This is a genomic window from Massilia sp. NP310 (genome assembly GCF_019443485.1).
Taxonomy (GTDB): Bacteria; Pseudomonadota; Gammaproteobacteria; order Burkholderiales; family Burkholderiaceae_D; genus Telluria; species Telluria timonae.
The window spans coordinates 3,054,781-3,071,734 of the sequence record NZ_CP080379.1 but is presented as its reverse complement, the minus strand read 5'-3'; the positions used below and the strand labels follow the sequence as shown (position 1 = coordinate 3,071,734).

13 protein-coding genes and 1 tRNA gene are annotated in these 16,954 nt (G+C 61.2%); 10 read left to right on the top strand and 4 right to left on the bottom strand.

From position 1 onward, the window contains the following. Window positions 1-2 precede the first annotated feature (2 nt). From KY496_RS13575 to KY496_RS13545, 7 genes are all read left to right on the top strand, one after another. Window positions 3-1,727 (top strand): hypothetical protein, encoded by a 1,725-nt coding sequence (locus KY496_RS13575; RefSeq protein WP_184237285.1) that lies wholly within the window; start codon window positions 3-5, stop codon window positions 1,725-1,727. Between the two features lie 105 nt (window positions 1,728-1,832). Then, the gene (locus KY496_RS13570) at window positions 1,833-3,455 is read left to right on the top strand and encodes a methyl-accepting chemotaxis protein (RefSeq protein WP_219861090.1); all 1,623 of its coding nucleotides are present in this window, start codon (window positions 1,833-1,835) and stop codon (window positions 3,453-3,455) included. Window positions 3,456-3,580: 125 nt separating this feature from the next. Beyond that, window positions 3,581-4,279: a hypothetical protein gene (locus KY496_RS13565; protein ID WP_219861088.1), complete on the top strand. Its 699-nt coding sequence runs from the start codon at window positions 3,581-3,583 to the stop codon at window positions 4,277-4,279. Window positions 4,280-4,418: 139 nt separating this feature from the next. Next, window positions 4,419-4,823: a hypothetical protein gene (locus tag KY496_RS13560; protein WP_005665711.1), complete on the top strand. Its 405-nt coding sequence runs from the start codon at window positions 4,419-4,421 to the stop codon at window positions 4,821-4,823. Between the two features lie 239 nt (window positions 4,824-5,062). After that, window positions 5,063-6,136, top strand: coding sequence for a BON domain-containing protein (locus KY496_RS13555; RefSeq protein WP_219861086.1), 1,074 nt, complete (start codon window positions 5,063-5,065; stop codon window positions 6,134-6,136). A gap of 168 nt (window positions 6,137-6,304) precedes the next feature. Continuing rightward, complete coding sequence (locus KY496_RS13550; RefSeq protein ID WP_229520272.1) at window positions 6,305-7,144, top strand: HDOD domain-containing protein; 840 nt, start codon at window positions 6,305-6,307, stop codon at window positions 7,142-7,144. A 92-nt stretch (window positions 7,145-7,236) separates the two neighbouring features. Beyond that, complete coding sequence (locus tag KY496_RS13545) at window positions 7,237-8,166, top strand: choice-of-anchor A family protein (protein ID WP_005665716.1); 930 nt, start codon at window positions 7,237-7,239, stop codon at window positions 8,164-8,166. A gap of 64 nt (window positions 8,167-8,230) precedes the next feature. Here KY496_RS13545 and KY496_RS13540 read toward each other — a convergent pair whose 3' ends face one another. The 4 genes from KY496_RS13540 to KY496_RS13525 form a co-directional block, all read right to left on the bottom strand. Next, window positions 8,231-9,406 carry an MFS transporter gene (locus KY496_RS13540; protein WP_083415303.1) on the bottom strand — a complete coding sequence of 392 codons (1,176 nt, stop codon included), beginning with the start codon at window positions 9,404-9,406 and terminating at the stop codon, window positions 8,231-8,233. A gap of 137 nt (window positions 9,407-9,543) precedes the next feature. Further along, a complete protein-coding gene (locus KY496_RS13535; RefSeq protein ID WP_005665718.1) occupies window positions 9,544-10,158 on the bottom strand; it encodes a YigZ family protein in 615 nt (204 codons plus the stop codon). A gap of 61 nt (window positions 10,159-10,219) precedes the next feature. After that, a tRNA-Lys gene (locus tag KY496_RS13530) sits at window positions 10,220-10,295 on the bottom strand. 104 nt (window positions 10,296-10,399) lie between these two features. Next, a complete protein-coding gene (locus tag KY496_RS13525) occupies window positions 10,400-11,023 on the bottom strand; it encodes a hypothetical protein (RefSeq protein ID WP_005665719.1) in 624 nt (207 codons plus the stop codon). 197 nt (window positions 11,024-11,220) lie between these two features. Here KY496_RS13525 and KY496_RS13520 point away from each other — a divergent pair, with 197 nt between their 5' ends. From KY496_RS13520 to KY496_RS13510, 3 genes are read left to right on the top strand one after another with little or no spacing between them, the layout of a single operon-like run. Further along, the gene (locus tag KY496_RS13520) at window positions 11,221-14,124 is read left to right on the top strand and encodes a type VI secretion system Vgr family protein (protein ID WP_229520271.1); all 2,904 of its coding nucleotides are present in this window, start codon (window positions 11,221-11,223) and stop codon (window positions 14,122-14,124) included. Between the two features lie 49 nt (window positions 14,125-14,173). Next, window positions 14,174-15,901: a triacylglycerol lipase gene (locus KY496_RS13515; RefSeq protein ID WP_005665722.1), complete on the top strand. Its 1,728-nt coding sequence runs from the start codon at window positions 14,174-14,176 to the stop codon at window positions 15,899-15,901. Further along, on the top strand, window positions 15,898-16,902 hold the full coding sequence (locus KY496_RS13510) for a T6SS immunity protein Tli4 family protein (protein WP_157225461.1): 1,005 nt from the start codon (window positions 15,898-15,900) through the stop codon (window positions 16,900-16,902). The genes KY496_RS13515 and KY496_RS13510 overlap by 4 nt, the downstream gene beginning before the upstream one ends. Window positions 16,903-16,954 lie beyond the last annotated feature (52 nt).

Here is a 16,954-nt window from a genome sequence, read left to right as displayed (position 1 = left end):
CCATGAAAACCATCCTCGCACCACTCGTCCTGTGCGCCGCCATCGGCGCCGCTGTTGCCCCGACCGTGCAGGCGCAAACAGCGCCCGCGGTCGCCAGCGCCGACCAGCTGCACGCCATGGCGAAACGCTTCGCGCCGGTCGAGCTGCGCGCCGACGTGTCGCATCTCTCGAAGGGCGACCGCGCCGCCATCGCCAAGCTGATCGAAGCGGCGAAGATCGTCGACACGCTGCAGTTGCGCCAGCGTTGGGCCCACAACGAGGCCCTGTGGAACGCGCTCAGGAAAGACACCACGCCGCTCGGCCGTGCGCGCCTGGATGCCTTCTGGCTCAACAAGGGCCCGTGGTCGAACCTCGACAACAATGCCTCGTTCATGCCGGCCGAGTATGCGGGCATCAGGATTCCGGCGCAGAAGCCCGAGGGCGCCAACTTCTATCCGGAAGGCGCCACCAAGGCATCCCTGGAAAACTGGATGAACGGCCTGGCGCCGGAGCAGAAGAAAGAGGCGCAGTGGTTCTTTACGGTGATTCGCACTGGGCCGGACGGCAAGCTGCGCACCGTGAAGTATGCGGATGAATACCGCCCCGAACTGGAACAGCTGGCGAAACTGCTGCGCGAGGCGGCGGCAGCCACCGATAACGCCTCGCTCAAGAAATTCCTGAACCTGCGCGCCGACGCGTTCCTTTCCAACGACTATCTCGCCTCGGACTTCGCCTGGATGGACCTCGACGCGCCGGTCGACGTGACCATCGGGCCGTACGAAACCTATAACGACGAGCTGTTCGGCTACAAGGCCGCCTTCGAAGCCTATGTGAGCATCCGCGATCCGCAGGAAACGGCCAAGCTCGACTTCTTCGGCAAGCACCTGCAGGAACTCGAAGACAACCTGCCGCTCGACAAGCAGTACCGCAACCCGAAGGTCGGCGCCATCGCGCCAATGGTGGTGGTTAACGAGGTCTATGGCGCCGGCGACGGCAATATGGGCGTGCAGACCGCGGCCTACAACCTGCCGAACGACGAGCGCGTGATCCGCGAACGCGGCTCCAAGCGCGTGATGCTCAAGAACGTGCAGCAGGCCAAGTTCGCGTCGACGCTCACCCCGATCAGCAAGCAGGTGCTGGGGCCGGCGGACCAGAAGGACCTGGACTTCGATTCCTTCTTCACCCACATCCTGGCGCACGAGATCATGCACGGCCTGGGGCCGCACCACACGAAAAAGGATGGCAAGGACTCGACCCCGCGCCAGGACCTGAAGGAAACCTATTCGACCATCGAGGAAGCGAAGGCCGACATCACCGGCCTGTGGGCGCTGCAATACATGATGGACAAGGGCCTGTTGAAGGACACGCTGGGGCAGGGCGCGGCGGCAGAGCGCAAGCTGTACAACACCTTCCTGGCCTCGAGCTTCCGCACCCTGCACTTCGGACTGGGTTCGTCGCACGCGCGCGGCATGGCGATCCAGGTGAATTACCTGCTCGACAAGGGCGGCTTTGTCGCCCACGAGGACGGCACTTTTTCGGTGGACTTCAAGAAGATCAAGGGGGCCGTGATCGACCTGGACCGCGAATTCCTGACCATCGAAGCCACCGGCGACCATGCGCGCGCCAAGGCAATGATGGACAGGTACGTCGTGATCCGTCCCGAGGTGCGCAAGGCGCTCGACAAGCTCAAGGCGGTGCCGAACGATATCCGTCCGGCCTTCGTGACGGCGGACAGTTTGCTCAAATAAGCCTGCTGTAAGCACGCCGCGCAGCACCGTGCTATAGTCAAGTCGTTTCCAATAGGAAATACCTATGGTGTTTCCTTTCACTGAACGACTGACACGGTGCTACCCATGAAAACCAAGAATCTGACCATCGGCGCCCGGCTGGCATTCGGCTACGGCGCCGTTTTCTTGTTGATGATCGCCCTGGTCGCGCTGGCGGTGAGCCGCGTGGGCCGGATCGAAAGTGTTCTCAACCATATCAACGAGGTCAACAGCGTCAAGCAGCGCCACGCCATCAATTTCCGCGGCAGCGTGCACGACCGCGCGATCGCCCTGCGCGACGTGGTGCTGGCCCAGGACGGGGCGGCGGCCGCCGCGCCGATCGCCCTGATCCGCACGCTGGACGACAACTATGCGCGCGCGGCCGGCCCGCTGGATGCGCTGTTCAGTGAACGCAAGGACATCCTGCCGGAAGAGAAGGAGGCGCTGGCCGCGATCAAGACCCAGGAAAGCCTGGCCAAGCCGCTGATCGCGCGCGTGATCGCGCTGCACGCGGCCGGCCAGCTCATCGAGGCGAATGCGCTGCTGACGCAAGAGGCGGCGCCGGCCTTCACTGCCTGGCTGGCCAGCATCAACCACCTGATCGATCTCGAGGAAAAGCTGAGCCACGAGGCGGCCGCCGAGGCGCGCCACATGGCCAACGGCTTCTTCGGCTGGATGGCGCTGCTGTGCGCTGGCGCGATCGCGGCCGGTTCGCTGGCGGCCTGGTACATCAGCCGCGGCCTGCTGCGCCAGCTCGGCGGCCAGCCGGACTACGCGGCCTCGATCGCCAGCGCCATCGCCAGCGGCGACCTGGGCGTGGAGATCGTCACCCGCCCGGGCGACCGCGGCAGCCTGCTGTTCGCGATGCAGGGCATGCGCGACAGCCTGGTGCGCATCGTGGCCCAGGTGCGCAACGGCACCCTGGCGATCGGCGCCGTGTCGACCGAGATCGCGGACGGAAACCGCGACCTCGCCAGCCGCACCGAACGCCAGAACGGCACCCTGCAGGCCACCGCCGCCTCGGTCGAGCAACTGACCGGCACCGTGCGCCAGAATGCCGACAACGCGCGCCAGGCGAACATGCTGGCCGAATCGGCCTCCGAAGTGGCGCAGCGCGGCGGCAAGGTGGTGGCCGAGGTGGTGGGCACGATGGCGGCGATCAACGAATCGTCGAAGAAGATCGTGGACATCATCGGCGTGATCGATGGCATCGCGTTCCAGACCAATATCCTGGCGCTCAACGCGGCCGTGGAAGCGGCCCGCGCCGGCGAGCAGGGCCGCGGCTTCGCCGTGGTGGCGACCGAGGTGCGCAACCTGGCGCAGCGCTCGGCGGCGGCGGCCAAGGAAATCAAGGTCCTGATCGGCAGCTCGGTCGAGCGGGTCGATGCGGGCGCGCGCCTGGTGGACCAGGCCGGCGCGACGATGGACGAGATCGTCACCGGCGTCAAGCGCGTCACCGACATCATGGCCGAGATCAGCCATGCGTCGGTGGAACAGAATGCCGGCATCGAGCAGGTCAATGGCGCGATCGGCCAGATCGACGACGCCACGCGCCAGAACGCCGAACTGGTGCAGCAGGCCAGCCAGGCCGCGGCCTCGCTGGAAGAAGAAGCCGAGCGCCTGGCTCAGCTGGTCAGCATTTTCCGGCTGGATGGGGCGACGGTAGCGGCCCTGCCGGCTGGCCGCAAGCGGCCTGCGTTGACAGCGTGACGCCGACCGGGGCCGCGCTGACGGCCCCTTGCTTTTTTGAACATAGGGAAATATTTTCCTGAAAGTAGTGCGCGATCTGGGGATAGAATTTCCGATAGGAATTTCGCTCATCCTGGAGAAGCACCATGTCCAAGCCCCTCCTATTCGCGGCCGTCTGCGCCGTCGCATCCGCCGTCCTTCCATCCCAGGCCGCCCAGCTGACCGCGCAGGAATCGCGCTGGCTGCGCGCCGCCGCGCCCGTGCTGGCGTACTCGAAATCGATCGACCTGCCGGTCGACGTCATCGTCCAGCCGAAGGCGCCGGCCGGCGCGGTGCCGCTGGCGATGGGCTTCGACAAGGGGCGCTGCGAGCTGGTGCTGTCGATGCGCGGCAATCCCGAGGCCGAGCAGGTGCTGGCGAACGTCCCCGCCGACGAGCAGGCGCTGCTGATCGAGGCCATGGCCGCGCACGAACTGGCCCATTGCTGGCGCTATGCCCAGGGCGAATGGCATCTGCTGCCGGCCGGCTTCGTCGAAACGGGCCATGAAACCTCGCACGATCCGGCACTGCTGGCGGCGGCGAAGGCGATGCGCGATACCCGGCGCGAGGAAGGTTTCGCCGACCTGGTGGCGCTGGCCTGGATCCAGCGCACCCAGCCGGGCGAATATGCGCGGGTGCATGACTGGCTGAGCGGCGTGCGCGCCGCCGTCGCGGTGCCGAACAGTGGCCACGACACGCGCGCCTGGGTCAGGCTGGCCGGCAACGGCCGCCAGTTCGACAGCCGCCTGTCGCCGTTCGAGGCCGCCGATGCGCTGTGGCGTGAAGGCTTGTTGCACGGTGATTGACGGTTCAGATAGATCGACGGTCGTCGCTATCGTCCCGATAAGCTTAATTGGTTTTTTAATAAGCGTTCGATGCCGCACAGAGTGCTCTGCGGCGCCGTCGTTTAATCGGTCTCACCAATAACCAATAGAGGGACTCAACATGAAATCGTTCATCGCCACCTTGATCGCCACCGCCGCCGTCGCCGCCATCGGCATCGCTCCCGCCACCGCCCAGACCAATAAGGACGCCCACAAGACGGCGATGGACAAGGCCAAGGCCGATTACCGCGTCGCCAAGGACAAGTGCGACGCCATGAGCGGTCACGCCGAAGACGTCTGCGAAGACGAGGCCAAGCTGGCCCGCGCGAAAGCCGAACTGGACGCCACCACCAAGTTCGACAATACCGGCAACAATGTGCGCAAGGCACGCGACAACGTGATCGACGCCGAGTATGAACTGGCCGACGAAAAATGCGATTCGCTGAAGGGCGACGCTGAAGACAAGTGCGAAGCGCAGGCCAAGTCGACCCGCGACGCCGCACGTGACGCCAACAAGGCCAAGTAATCGCTGAGCACGTCGCGTTCGCACCTCACTGCGGCCGCGATGCATTGCCCCGAGGACGTCGTTCCTGCTGCTGGCGGGAACGGCGTTTGTGCGTTAACGGGACATGCGCAAGGTAAGTGATTTGAGGCGATGTCTCACAGACCGGTTTGTCCGAACAAGGTACGTTGTCGCACAGATGGTGAAGGGTGCAGGGCGTTTAATGGATGCCATCCTAACAACGCATGCAAGGGAATCCGATCATGAAAACCCTCATCGCTACCCTGATCGCAACCGCCGTCTCCGCCGTCGCCGTTGCTCCCGCCAGTGCCGCCCCCGTCGACAAGGACGCCCACCGCGCGGCCATGGACAAGGCCGCCGCCGACTACCGCAGCGCCAAGGCCAAGTGCGACGCCAGGAGCGGCAATGCCGAGGAAGTGTGCGAGGACGAAGCCAAGCTGGCCCAGGCGCGCGCCGAACTCGACGCCTACACCAGATACGACACCACCGGCGGCAACCTGCGCGATGCGCGCGCCAAGGTGATCCGCGCCGAGCACGAATTGGCCGATACCCAGTGCGACGCCACCGCGTCCGGCGACAAGGACCGTTGCAAGGCCACGGCCGGCTCGATCCGCGACGCCGCGCTGGCCCGCCTGGACGACCGCAATATCGACCGCGCCGTCGGCCCCAGCAGCAGTGGCGAGCTGGTGAGCAGCATCGACTCGAAAGATCCGGCGACGGCCGCCGCCGTCCAGAAGTGCGAACAGATGACCGGAGATGCGCGCACCGCTTGCGTGGTCGACCAGCGCGGCAACGTCACCACCGCCACCAACGTGGCCAGCACGACCGGTGCGGCGGTTGCCGCCAATACCCGTGAAGCGGCGGCGAACGCGGCCGAGAACACCCGCGAAGCGGCGCGCAACGCGGCGGACAAGACCCGCGAGGTGGCGTCGAACGTGGCCGAGAAGACCGGCATGGCCGGCGCCGGCGAACGCACCCGCGAAGCGGTCGCCACCGTGAAGGAACAGACCGCGGCCGCCGTCGACCGTACCAGGGAAATGGCGTCGAACGCCGTCCGCAAGACGGAAAACGCCACCGAGCGCGCGGGCGAGAAGACCGCCCGCGTGGCCTCGGACAGCACCATCACCACCAAGGTCAAGGCCGGCCTGGTGGCCGATCCGGCCCTGAAGGGCATGGAAATCAGCGTCGACACCGAAGGCGGCGTCGTGATGCTGAGCGGCTTCGTCGAATCGAAGGCCGAAGCCGACAAGGCCATGCAAGTGGCCAAAGGCGTCGACGGCGTGACCAACGTCAAGAGCGCGATCAAGGTCAAGTAATGTCGGCCTGACGTAGTGCGCCAGCCCGCGGCCGTCCGGCGCGCGGGCTGTTTTTTTTTCGGTGAGTGCTTATGCCGTGTGGATGACGCGCCACAGTTTGGGCAGCCGGCGGAGATGGGGCCGCCATGGCCTCCAGTCCGGCATCCGGCGGGGGCTATAATTACCGACGTGAATAAACTCGAAGCATTTGGATACATCGCGGCGCAGGCCGTTCGCGGTGAGATCACTTTCCCCACCAGCGTCAATGCCGTGCTGCGCCTGCAGCTCGCCCTCGACGACCCCGATTGTCACATCGACGAGGCGATCCGCCTGGTGCTGGCCGAACCACAACTGGCCGCACGCACGGTCGCCATCGCCAATACGCCCGCCTTCGGCGGCAGCAGTGCGATGCCGGTGACCAATGTTCGCGCCGCCGTGGCGCGCATCGGCTACCGGCGCCTGCAGGCGCTGGTGGCCAGCCTGGTCGTGCGGCAATTTGGCAACCGCATCAACGATCCGGGCCTGCGCGCCAAGGCCGAGCAATTGTGGGCGCACACGACCCAGGTCGCCTCGATCGCCCATTCGCTGGCGCGCCGGGTCACCGGCGTCAATCCCGATACCGCCCTGTTCGCCGGCATCGTGCACGAGGTCGGCGCCTTTTACCTGCTGGCGCGGGCCGACGAGTTTCCCGGCCTGCTGGACGACGATCCGGAGAACTGGGGCGCCCTGTGCGAAGACGTGGTCAGCGCCGAGGTGATGAAGAAGCTGTCGATTCCGCCGGCGGTGTCGGACGCGATCGCGGACATGCGCGGCGGTTGGCTGAACATGCCGCCGGGCACCTTGCTCGATACGCTGCTGCTCGCGAACCAGTATGCGCCGGTGGCGTCGCCCCTCGACAGCCGTCGCGCCCGGCTGCCGGACCATGGCGAGAGCGCACTCGACTTCGTGTTCGACGAAGTCACCCTGCAAGATATCCTGGATGAGGCGGCCGAGACAGCGAAGGCCATGGGCGACATCGCCCTGGTCTGATGGGATATCCGCGAAAGCGTATCGCTTTTGCAACCAAGCAGCGCGCCAGGAGTGATACTCTTGATCATTATTAATTTCCTGTCGGATTTTTCATGATCAAGCTTGGCGTACTTCTGGGCATGGCGCTGGCCAGTACGGGCGCACAGGCCGGTGTCATCGACCTCGGTTCCATCATGGGCGGTGCGAACGTCTATACGGCGCGCGACTTCAAGGCGATCTCGAGCGACGTCGAAGGGGCGATCGTTGCGGGCGGTAACGTCATGATCCAGAATTACGCGGTCAACCTGAAGAACAAGGCGGCCTACGCCGGGTATTCGATCGTGGCGGGCGGCAATATCTCGCTGACGAGCGGCACGATTCACAATGGTCAAACCTATGCTGGCGGCCAGGTTTCCCTGGAAAGCGCGGCCACGCCGCCGCGTTCGACGGTCAATCCAGTCGATTTCGCCAGCGCGACGGAGCAGTTCAGGGATATCGCTGCCGGCCTGAGCCTGGTCGATGCGACCGGCCGGGTCGAGCGCGAGCACAGCGCCAACAAGCTCATCGGCAGTGGCAATGGTGTTCTTGACATATTCAATGTCTCGGCCGATTTTCTCAATGGCGGAAACAACTGGGTGCTCAGCGGCCTGACGAAGGATCAGACGCTGATCTTCAATATCAGCGGCAAGCACGGCGCCTTCACTGGCGGCATGGATCCGTTGAAGGACTATAACGTCCTGTTCAATTTCTTCGAGGCGGAAACGGTCGACGTGAAAGGCATTCTCGGCAGCGTGCTGGCGCCGCATGCGACCGTTACCGCCAACCATGGCGTCATCAAGGGGCAGGTCATCGCCGACGCCTGGGATTCAAGCGTGCAGGTGGACGCGGAAAATTATTTCAGGCCGGTCGACATTCCCGGCTTCGAATTGGTGAATGACAACCCACCGGTGGACACGCCGGCTGAAGTGCCGGAGCCCGGCACCCTCGCGCTGGTGATGGCCGGATTGGCCGGCGCAATCGCCATGCGGCGCAGGCGTGCCTGAGCAATCGTAAGCAATATCAAAGAGTGAACGCGGCGGCCATGGGCCGCCGTTTTTTATCGCGCGTTCAGACGCAGCCGGCCAGCACGCGCGTCTGCATGCGGTGGCGCGCCAGCATGATCGCCGACAAGCCCACGCCGCACAGCGCCAGGGCCGCCGCCACCCACTGCGGCGCCGTGTAGGCATAGCCGAGGGTCAGCGGGACGCCGCCGAGGAAGGCGCCCAGCGCGTTGCCGATATTGAAACCGGACTGGCCCAGCGAGGAGCCGAGCATCTCGGCTTCGCGCGAGTGCTCCATCAGCAGCAGCTGGATCGGCGGCCCGATCGCCAGCGCATTGGCGCCGGTCAGGAAGGCCAGCACGACCATTGCCAGCTTCGACTCGGCGAGGAAGCCATTGCACAGCAGCAGTACGGTCATCGACATCATGAGGATCAGCAGGGCAGGCAGCGGGTGCACGCGGTCCGCCAGACGGCCGCCGAACTGCACGCCGACCGTCATGCCGACGCCGACCGCGGTCATGATCAGGGGAATCGTGGTCGAATCGAAGCGCGTCACGTCGGTGAGCAATGGCGCGATATAGCTGAACCAGGCGAAGAAGCCGCCGGTGCCGATCGAGACGATGCCCAGCGCCAGCCACAGGTCGAGGTGGCGGAAGATGCGCAGGTCTTGCATGATGCCGGTGCGCTTGCCCGGTTCGATATGCGGCACCCACTGGCGCAGGCTCCACATGGTGAGCAGGCCGATCACGGCCACGATCAGGAACACCAGGCGCCAGTCGATGACGTGGCCGATCCAGGTGCCGAGCGGCACGCCCAGCACATTGGCCAGGGTCAGGCCGGTGAACATGGTCGCGACGGCGGCGGCAGTGCGGCCCTCGTCGGCCAGGCGGCTGGCCACGACCGCGCCGACGCCGAAGAAGGCGCCATGCGGCAAGCCGGCCAGGAAGCGCGACACCATCATGATCTCGAAGTTCGGCGCGAAGGCCGACATCGCATTAAAGATGGCAAACATCAGCATGAACCAGACCAGCACGCTGCGCGGCGGGCGGCCGGCCACCAGGCTGACCAGGGTCGGCGCGCCGACCACGACGCCCAGTGCATAGGCGGTGATCAGGTAGCCGGCTTGCGGAATGGTGATGTGCAAGCCGTTGGCGATGTCGGGCAGGATGCCCATCATGACGAATTCGGTCATGCCGATGCCGAAGCCGCCAAGGGCGAGTGGAAGTAGGCTTTTCTTGATCACGGGGATTGTTGTTGTTCGGGGTGGAAAGAGGAAAGCCGGCCGAAGCGTATGCGCGGCCGGGTCTGGCACTATACCGGGAGCGGGCGGGTGCGTCCGCTTTCGTGTCGTGATGACGGGTATAGGGCGCGGGAATGGCTTCAGGCGGGTTCGCGGTCCCCGTCGTCCGCGTCGGACGGCCATTGCAGGCGGCCGTGCCCGGCTTCGTCGAGGCGGGCGCGCAGCGCGTCGGCGGCGTTGGCCGGCAGGCTGAAGGTGAAGCGCACGTCGTCGCCGTGCTCGACCGCGTCGAGGCTGGCGCCGGCGGCATCGAGTTCGCGCCGCAGCATGCCTTCCATGGCGTACGGGGCGGTGCAGCGCAACCGGCGCAGCTTGATGATCGGAACCTTGGTCGCCGTCAGCAGGGCCTGGGCCACGCTGTCGGTATAGGCGCGCACCAGTCCGCCCGCGCCGAGCTTGACGCCGCCGAAGTAGCGCACCACGGTGGCCAGCACGCCTTCCAGGTCCTGGTGGCGCAATACGTCGAGCATGGGACGGCCCGCAGTGCCGCTGGGCTCGCCGTCATCGACGGCGGCCGACTGGCCGCCGGCCAGCAGGGCCCAGCACACATGGGCCGCGCCCGGATGCTGGGCGCGCAGCTCGGCCACGATCTTGACGGCCCCGGCACGGTCCGGCATCGGCTGCACGCAGGCGATGAAGCGGCTTTTCTTGATGACCAGTTCGTGCTGAACGGCGCTGGCGATCGTCTGGGGCATGGCGTTCGGAAAGTGAAAACAACAACGCCAACCTGAAGGCTGGCGTTGTTGTTTGAATCTTTGGTAGGCCGTGCGTGGCTCGAACACGCGACCAACGGATTAAAAGTCCGCTGCTCTACCAACTGAGCTAACGACCCGAAGAAGACGAGATTATAGCGGCACTTAGCCGATTTACCAAGTGCTTCGAATCACTTTTATGCGAATCACTTGATGGATTCAGGCGCACGCAGCCCGTCTCGTCTCATTCCTTGCGCTCGGGCGGGTGGCCGGGGTGCGGCTGTCCTGGCGCATGGTGGGGCGGTATTTCGTTCGCATGGACGGGCTCGGTCTCGGGTTTGTCGCCGCTGTCCTCGCCTTCGACTTCGTCGTCCTCGGCCTTGACCTCGGCCATGGCTTCCGGCTCGAGCTTCTCGGCTTCGGTATTCATGCGTACGAACAGGCCCCAGGTCGCCAGGATCGCCGCGGCGGCCAGGCCGACCGAGGCCGCATGCGGCAGGTACTCGGGTTTGCCGTGCACGAACTGGAATACGCCGATCAGGGTTTCCACCGACAGCGAGACCACCACCACGATCAGGAAGCGCGACAGGAAACGACGCACGCGGGTGGGCGAGCTGATGTTGGCCGAGCGCTGGATCTCTTCTTCCAGCACCGTCTGGCCGAGTTCGAGGGAAGCAACGGCAATGGTCAGCAGGCCAATGCACTCCAACAGGATTTCAAAACGGGCGCGCACGGGAGCGTCGATGCCCGGGTTGAGGGCATTCCAGGCTTCGAGTGCGGACAGGACGATCAGGCCGATGCCGCAGGTAAAGAAGAGGGCGACGATCAGCAGGTATCCGACGAGGAAAATTCTGGAAATAAGATGCATGGCGCGATGGTATAGATAGTTGCAATTACTTTAACATCAAATTCTCGCAGGGCTGCGTTCGGCTCGCGCTGTCGCGTGCGCGTGCTCTTCGTTCCGCGATTTGCCGCTAAGGCTTGCGCTAATGACGGTGCGCAATTCTCCACTGCCCTGCTGCTTATATCGTGTGCCTGATCAGTTGATGAGGAGCACGTATTGCCATGGCGAATGCATTGATCGAGGAGGTGAGCGCCGCGCTGGAAGAGTTTTCTGGAGCAAGCAGACTCATCGACCTCAGGATCGGCGAGCGTGATGAGTACGGGCTGCTGGTCGAGGCATTCGCGGCCGAAGAGGCGGTGCAGGAGGTCGGTCTACGGGATGTGATCGCCTTGTCGACCAGCGCCACTATCCCGGTGACAGCGCTGCTGGGGCAACCGGCCACGCTCGAACTCGCTCTAGCCGATGGCACGCGGGAACGGTTCTCGGGCGAGATCTGCGATGCCGCCATGCTGGGCAGCGATGGCGGGCTGGCGCGTTACCGGATTCGCATCTCCCCATGGATCTGGCGCCTGGCCCATGTGCGCAATTGCCGGGTATGGCAAGACAAGCGCGTGATCGACATCGTCGATGCGGTCTTCGCCGACTACCGGCCGGCGGCGCGCTGGCGCTGGAGCGACGAGACGGCTTCCTTCATGGCTGACGCACTGCCGCGCAGCTATTGCTGCCAGTATCGCGAGTCCGATCTGGACTTCGTGCTGCGCCTGCTGGCCGAGGAAGGCCTGTGCTGGCGGGTCGAGGAGGGCGACGAGGGATACGGCCTGGTGCTGTTCGCCGACAGCAGCCAGCCGGGCGCCGTGCCGGAGGACGCGAGCAGCGCGTCGGACGGCGGCATTCGCTACCACGGCGTCAGCTCGGTCGAGCAGCGCGACTCGGTGCAATCGCTGCACGCCCGGCAGCGGCTGCACGCTTCGCTCATGACGGTGCTCAGCAGCGACTACAAGGCCAGGCGCAGCGTGAGCGCGAATTCCCCGTCCCATGTGCGCTACAACAAGCTGCCGGAACTCGAATCGTATGACGTGCCTGGACAGTATGCCTACGCCAATAGCGCGCAGGCACGGCGTTATGTGGATCTGCAGATGCAGGGAAAGGAGGCGCGCGGCCAGCTCTGGTCGGGACGTTCGACCGTGCGCACCTTGCGTGCCGGCACGCGAATGGACGTGACCGGCGCGCCGCTGCGGCAACTGGGCGCGGCCGGCGCCTTCACCGTCCTGCAGGTGAGCAGCGTCGGCATCAACAATCTGCCGCCGCCGGCCCGGGATGCGCTCGCCGAGCTGTTCGGTCCTCTTCCGGAACTGCTGGAGCAGGCGCTGCGCGTAGTGCCGATGGATTTTGGGCTGGCGATCGCGCAGGCGCGTCGCACCGGCTATGCCAATTGCTTCGAGGCGATCCCTGCCGCGGCGCCCTGGCGTCCGGAACTGCCGGGCAGCGACGGACGCACGCACGCCAAGCCGACGGCGCGCGGGGCGCAGAGCGCGATCGTGGTCGGGATGGGCGGCAGCGACAGCGCGCAGGGCGCCGATGAACTGTGCTGCGACCGGCTGGGGCGGGTGCGGATCCGGTTTCACTGGCAGGACGGCGGCAGCGCGACTTGCTGGGTGCGGGTGGTGCAGCGGTCGGTGGGGTTCCAGTTCTTGCCGCGCATTGGGCAAGAAGTGCTGGTCCAGTTTTTGGAGAACGATATCGATCGGCCGGTGATCGTCGGCGCTTTGTATAACGGGCAGGGCGAGGGAGGCGTCGTGCCGACGCCAGGTGGCGCGCGGGTTGCCCAGGGCAAGGTGTCGCCCTTCGAGAAGGCGAATGATCATGCGCGGTCGGGACAGGGCAATCTGGCGGGCGGTAATAGTCCGGTGTGGCATGGGGCGTCGCCGGAGAGCGAAGGACATCGCAATGGCGCGGCGCAGTGGGGGATTCGGAGCAAGGAATTTGGCGGCCCTGGATATAGTCAGTTGCTGTTTGACGATACCGATGGGCAGGGGAGGGTGCAGCTCAGATGTAGTCATGCGGCGACCGAGTTGAATCTGGGGCATTTGGTTCATTCTGCGGATAACTATCGGGGGAGTTTTCGCGGGCTGGGGGCGGAGTTGCGGACGGATGCGTCTGGGGCTGTGAGGGCCGGCGCCGGGTTGCTGGTGTCAAGTTACAGGATCGAGCATGGGGCGTTGGTACGGGAGCCTGTCGGCGAGAATGAGGCTGGGGTTGGGCTGGTTCGGCAGGCGGTGAAGATGGTGGAGATATTTCATCAGGCGACCACCACTCATCAGACGGTCGGATTGGCGGTGCACGCGGGGGCGAGCAAGACCAATTCGAGTGTGCTGGATGAGAATCGAGCGCCGTTCGAGGCAATGTTTGGTGCATTGACAGGCAGTACCAACAAACAGAATGTCGGCACAGCGGCGATGAACACTAGTGGCGCGGCAAGTGAGACTTCGTCAAAGATGACCGAGCCACTGATCGCAATAGCCGCAATGGACGGCTTTGGCGTAAATGCAGGCCAAAGTGTTCAATTGACTAGCGGGGAGACTATCTCACTGATGAGCGCCGGTAACGCGCAGTTTATCGGCGGAGGCATGGTTCATATCCATTCTCATCAATCCATCGGACTTTTGGCAGGCGCGATCAAGGCTGTCGATGGTGGCCTGGGACTACACCTTATGGCGTCCAAGGACGCAATCGATGTTCAGGCGCAGTCGGATGAAGTAAAGATTCAGTCTCGTGACGAAATCAATGTTGTAAGTGCTAATTCGCACATCGATTGGGCTGCGGCAAAAACTATCAGCTTATCCACATCCGGTGGGGCAAATATTTCCATCGATGGCGGAAATATAACGGTCGTGTGCCCGGGCTCACTTAAAGTTCATGCAGGGAAGAAAAGTCTTTGCGGCAGTGAAAATACGAAGCTTGATTTTCCCGTTATGCCAAGCAGCTTGAGTCAATATGATGAGCGGTTTGAGTTGTTGAATGAGGCAGGTGAACCCGTTCCAAATATGAGATATCGAATTGAAAGAAGTGATGGGGGGTATGTTGAGGGCGTGACTGATCAGCAGGGGCAACTCATTGTTCAGTAAGGTTTTTCGCCAGATAAAATATTGATAAAGTTACTCGGAAGATCTAAAAATGGGTGATATGAAAAATGGTGCCGATAAATCTGAAATGCTCAGATTTTCCGAACTCAGGCCTGAAAAAAACGGGAGATTGCAAGCATCGTGGACGCTAACTGAGTCTAAGCAGTCAGATATAGTGAAGCTGGTTATTCCTCCGACGCACGCTCTTCCGATAATATTTGTTCCAGGGATTATGGGATCCAATCTTTGCAATAACCAGAGTGTTCCAGTCTGGTTACTCAATTCCATTGCCGGTGTGCCGAAGAGTCTCGTAACAACTTGGGCAGGAAAAGATGCAGGGGTTAGGCAAAAGATTTTGCATCCAGATCGGACGCGAGTTTATAGGTTTGGCGCAGTGCCTGATAAAAGTATAAAACTGGGAATTGATAAGAAGGAATATATTGCGCGCGGGTGGGGTGAAGTATCGCAGGCTAGTTACCATGATTTTCTTTTGTGGCTAGAGGAAAAGATGAACTCTCAGAGGAATCCACTAGGCTGGTCGGATTTTACGAACTCTAAAGTCCCTGAATCCTCTGGTCTTAATGGTCGACTAGATGCCAAACTCCCTCCTGGCCTTGTAATGGAGATGTATGGAATTCCAGAATTGGCAGAAAATGGTTTTCCGGTGAGCCCTGTATCGTCTGATGAGCTCTTGAAGAGAGCAAATTTTTCCTATCCTATTTATGCTTTTGGATATAATTGGTTGCGCTCAAATGATGATGCGGCGAAAGCTTTAAAAAAAAGAATCGAAGAAGTAATCTTGGAAAATAATACGAATCACGTTAAATGTAAGCAAGTTATTGTTGTCACGCATTCAATGGGCGGGTTGGTTGCTCGTGCATGTGCAAAATTGCATGGCATGGCCGAAAGTATCGTGGGGGTCGTTCATGGAGTCATGCCAACGGTCGGGGCCGCTGTGGCTTACCGGAGGTGTAAAGTTGGAATGGCGGATGAGAGTTATGTTGCGGGCTTAGTCATCGGATCTACCGGGAAAGAGGTGTCTGCAGTTTTTGCACAAGCACCGGGTGCGCTTCAGTTATTACCCACAGCGGAATATGGAAAGGAATGGGTTGAAATTGAGGACCCTTCGACGGGGAAGTGCCGGATGTTTCCTCAATCTGATCCCTACGAAGAAATTTATTTAGAGAGAACAAAATGGTGGGGATTGATTAAAGAGGAATGGCTGGCACCTGCTGGTGGAATACCAATTAGTTGGGATAAGTATGCCGAAAACATCAAACTCGCGAAGGATTTTCATTGCACTATATCTGGATATTTTCATCCTAATACATTTGTGTTTTATGGGGGCGGAGCGCAGAAAAAGAGCTTCAATAAAATCAGATGGGACGTCAGAAAGGGAGTGTCTATTAGTGGTGTTTATTCTTCGCCATCTATGTTGCCCGATTTGTCTCACGGTGCCATGCGGACCGATGGCTCAAATAATTTGTATGCTGGTGAGGAGAGACTTACGCATGTAGCTTTACGCGGCAATTCCTCAGTCCCTGGCATGCAGGCAATGGATCACTGGAATATCCGGTGTGCACTTTATGACAGCGCGGGAGATGGCACTGTGCCGTCGCGATCTGGTGGATTTCCTAGAGGGAGAGGAGATAAGAGCATACTGCAACAATTTGAACTGCCGGACATTGAGCACGAGCCAGCTTATCGAGACTCGCCCTCCGTGCGACAAGTGGCATATTATTCGGTAACTAAATTAGCGGCATTGGCTAAAGTCACATGAAGAATCTGATCATATCGCTGGTTTGTGCTATTTTGTGTTCCGGTTGTTTCAATAAAAGGGAGGGCGCAATGAATTTTGAAGGCGAATTGGAGGTTGTTAAATATTGCGTTGGCCGAACATTTATTGAGGTTCCTAGGAATTTAAATGCGAGTTCTTCTAATTTGGGAATATTTAGAGAGGAGGGTTTAGGAAGTCAAGCGCCTACGATTGACGTCAATGTGTCCACTTCAGAGGTGTCGATGTCGAGTTATTTGGCGCAGATCAGAAGAAGGGAAGTTGAGTTGCGGGAGATGGAGGGTGCGAATATTAATATACTACGGCAGGTGCGGAAGATATCGGATACTATAACAATTTTTAGGGTGCAATCGATCGATGATGCTTACGTAAGTGAAGCAATTGCATTGGTTGAAGGCGCTTTAGTCAGTGTGAGGCTAGATTCGTTCCGTCATCAATTTGATCACGCAGAACAACGGCTAATCGATATTATACATCGCTTGAAACATCATAATTATTCGACGGTTGAAAGTATGTCCGGATTTTGTCTAGGACGATTGGTCCTTGTGGGAGAGTTTGACGTCGAAATTGGAAGCTACGCATTTTTTAGTAAGAATGGGGTACATCTAAGCGTTAACGTCGATACGTATGCGCCTAATGAGCATGTTAACTTGCTATCAAGGGTGTCGGGTCCCAAATCGTTACTTTCGATATTTAAAGTCGATCATACAGTCTTACGCGCTCGTGAATTCAGCATGGCTGGAGTGAAGGCGCAGGAGTGGCTTTCATGGGCTATTCTTCAGGACGATAGCGACGTTCGAACTCACACGTTTGAGTTACAGACGATCCGACCCATACCAAGTAAGGAAAAACCACTGATTTCAGTCACACTAAGGACGGCTCAAGCGCAAGAAGACGGAATGTACCCAGCGACTTCGACGCCAGATGAAGAGGTGATCAGAATATGGGACAGCATCGTTGAATCGATACAGCCTGTGGAAGCTTAATTTCCGACTACAGATGGCGTGCGGTCAATGTTTCGAGCTGCGCCAAAACAAA

Bases quoted from the DNA above. Each gene is read 5' to 3' on its own strand.
- KY496_RS13510 (WP_157225461.1), top strand. From the start codon at position 15,898: ATGAAGAATCTGATCATATCGCTGGTTTGTGCTATTTTGTGTTCCGGT.
- KY496_RS13575 (WP_184237285.1), top strand. From the start codon at position 3: ATGAAAACCATCCTCGCACCACTCGTCCTGTGCGCCGCCATCGGCGCC.
- KY496_RS13565 (WP_219861088.1), top strand. From the start codon at position 3,581: ATGTCCAAGCCCCTCCTATTCGCGGCCGTCTGCGCCGTCGCATCCGCC.
- KY496_RS13525 (WP_005665719.1), bottom strand. From the start codon at position 11,023: ATGCATCTTATTTCCAGAATTTTCCTCGTCGGATACCTGCTGATCGTC.
- KY496_RS13515 (WP_005665722.1), top strand. From the start codon at position 14,174: ATGGGTGATATGAAAAATGGTGCCGATAAATCTGAAATGCTCAGATTT.
- KY496_RS13535 (WP_005665718.1), bottom strand. From the start codon at position 10,158: ATGCCCCAGACGATCGCCAGCGCCGTTCAGCACGAACTGGTCATCAAG.
- KY496_RS13545 (WP_005665716.1), top strand. From the start codon at position 7,237: ATGATCAAGCTTGGCGTACTTCTGGGCATGGCGCTGGCCAGTACGGGC.
- KY496_RS13520 (WP_229520271.1), top strand. From the start codon at position 11,221: ATGGCGAATGCATTGATCGAGGAGGTGAGCGCCGCGCTGGAAGAGTTT.
- KY496_RS13560 (WP_005665711.1), top strand. From the start codon at position 4,419: ATGAAATCGTTCATCGCCACCTTGATCGCCACCGCCGCCGTCGCCGCC.
- KY496_RS13570 (WP_219861090.1), top strand. From the start codon at position 1,833: ATGAAAACCAAGAATCTGACCATCGGCGCCCGGCTGGCATTCGGCTAC.
- KY496_RS13555 (WP_219861086.1), top strand. From the start codon at position 5,063: ATGAAAACCCTCATCGCTACCCTGATCGCAACCGCCGTCTCCGCCGTC.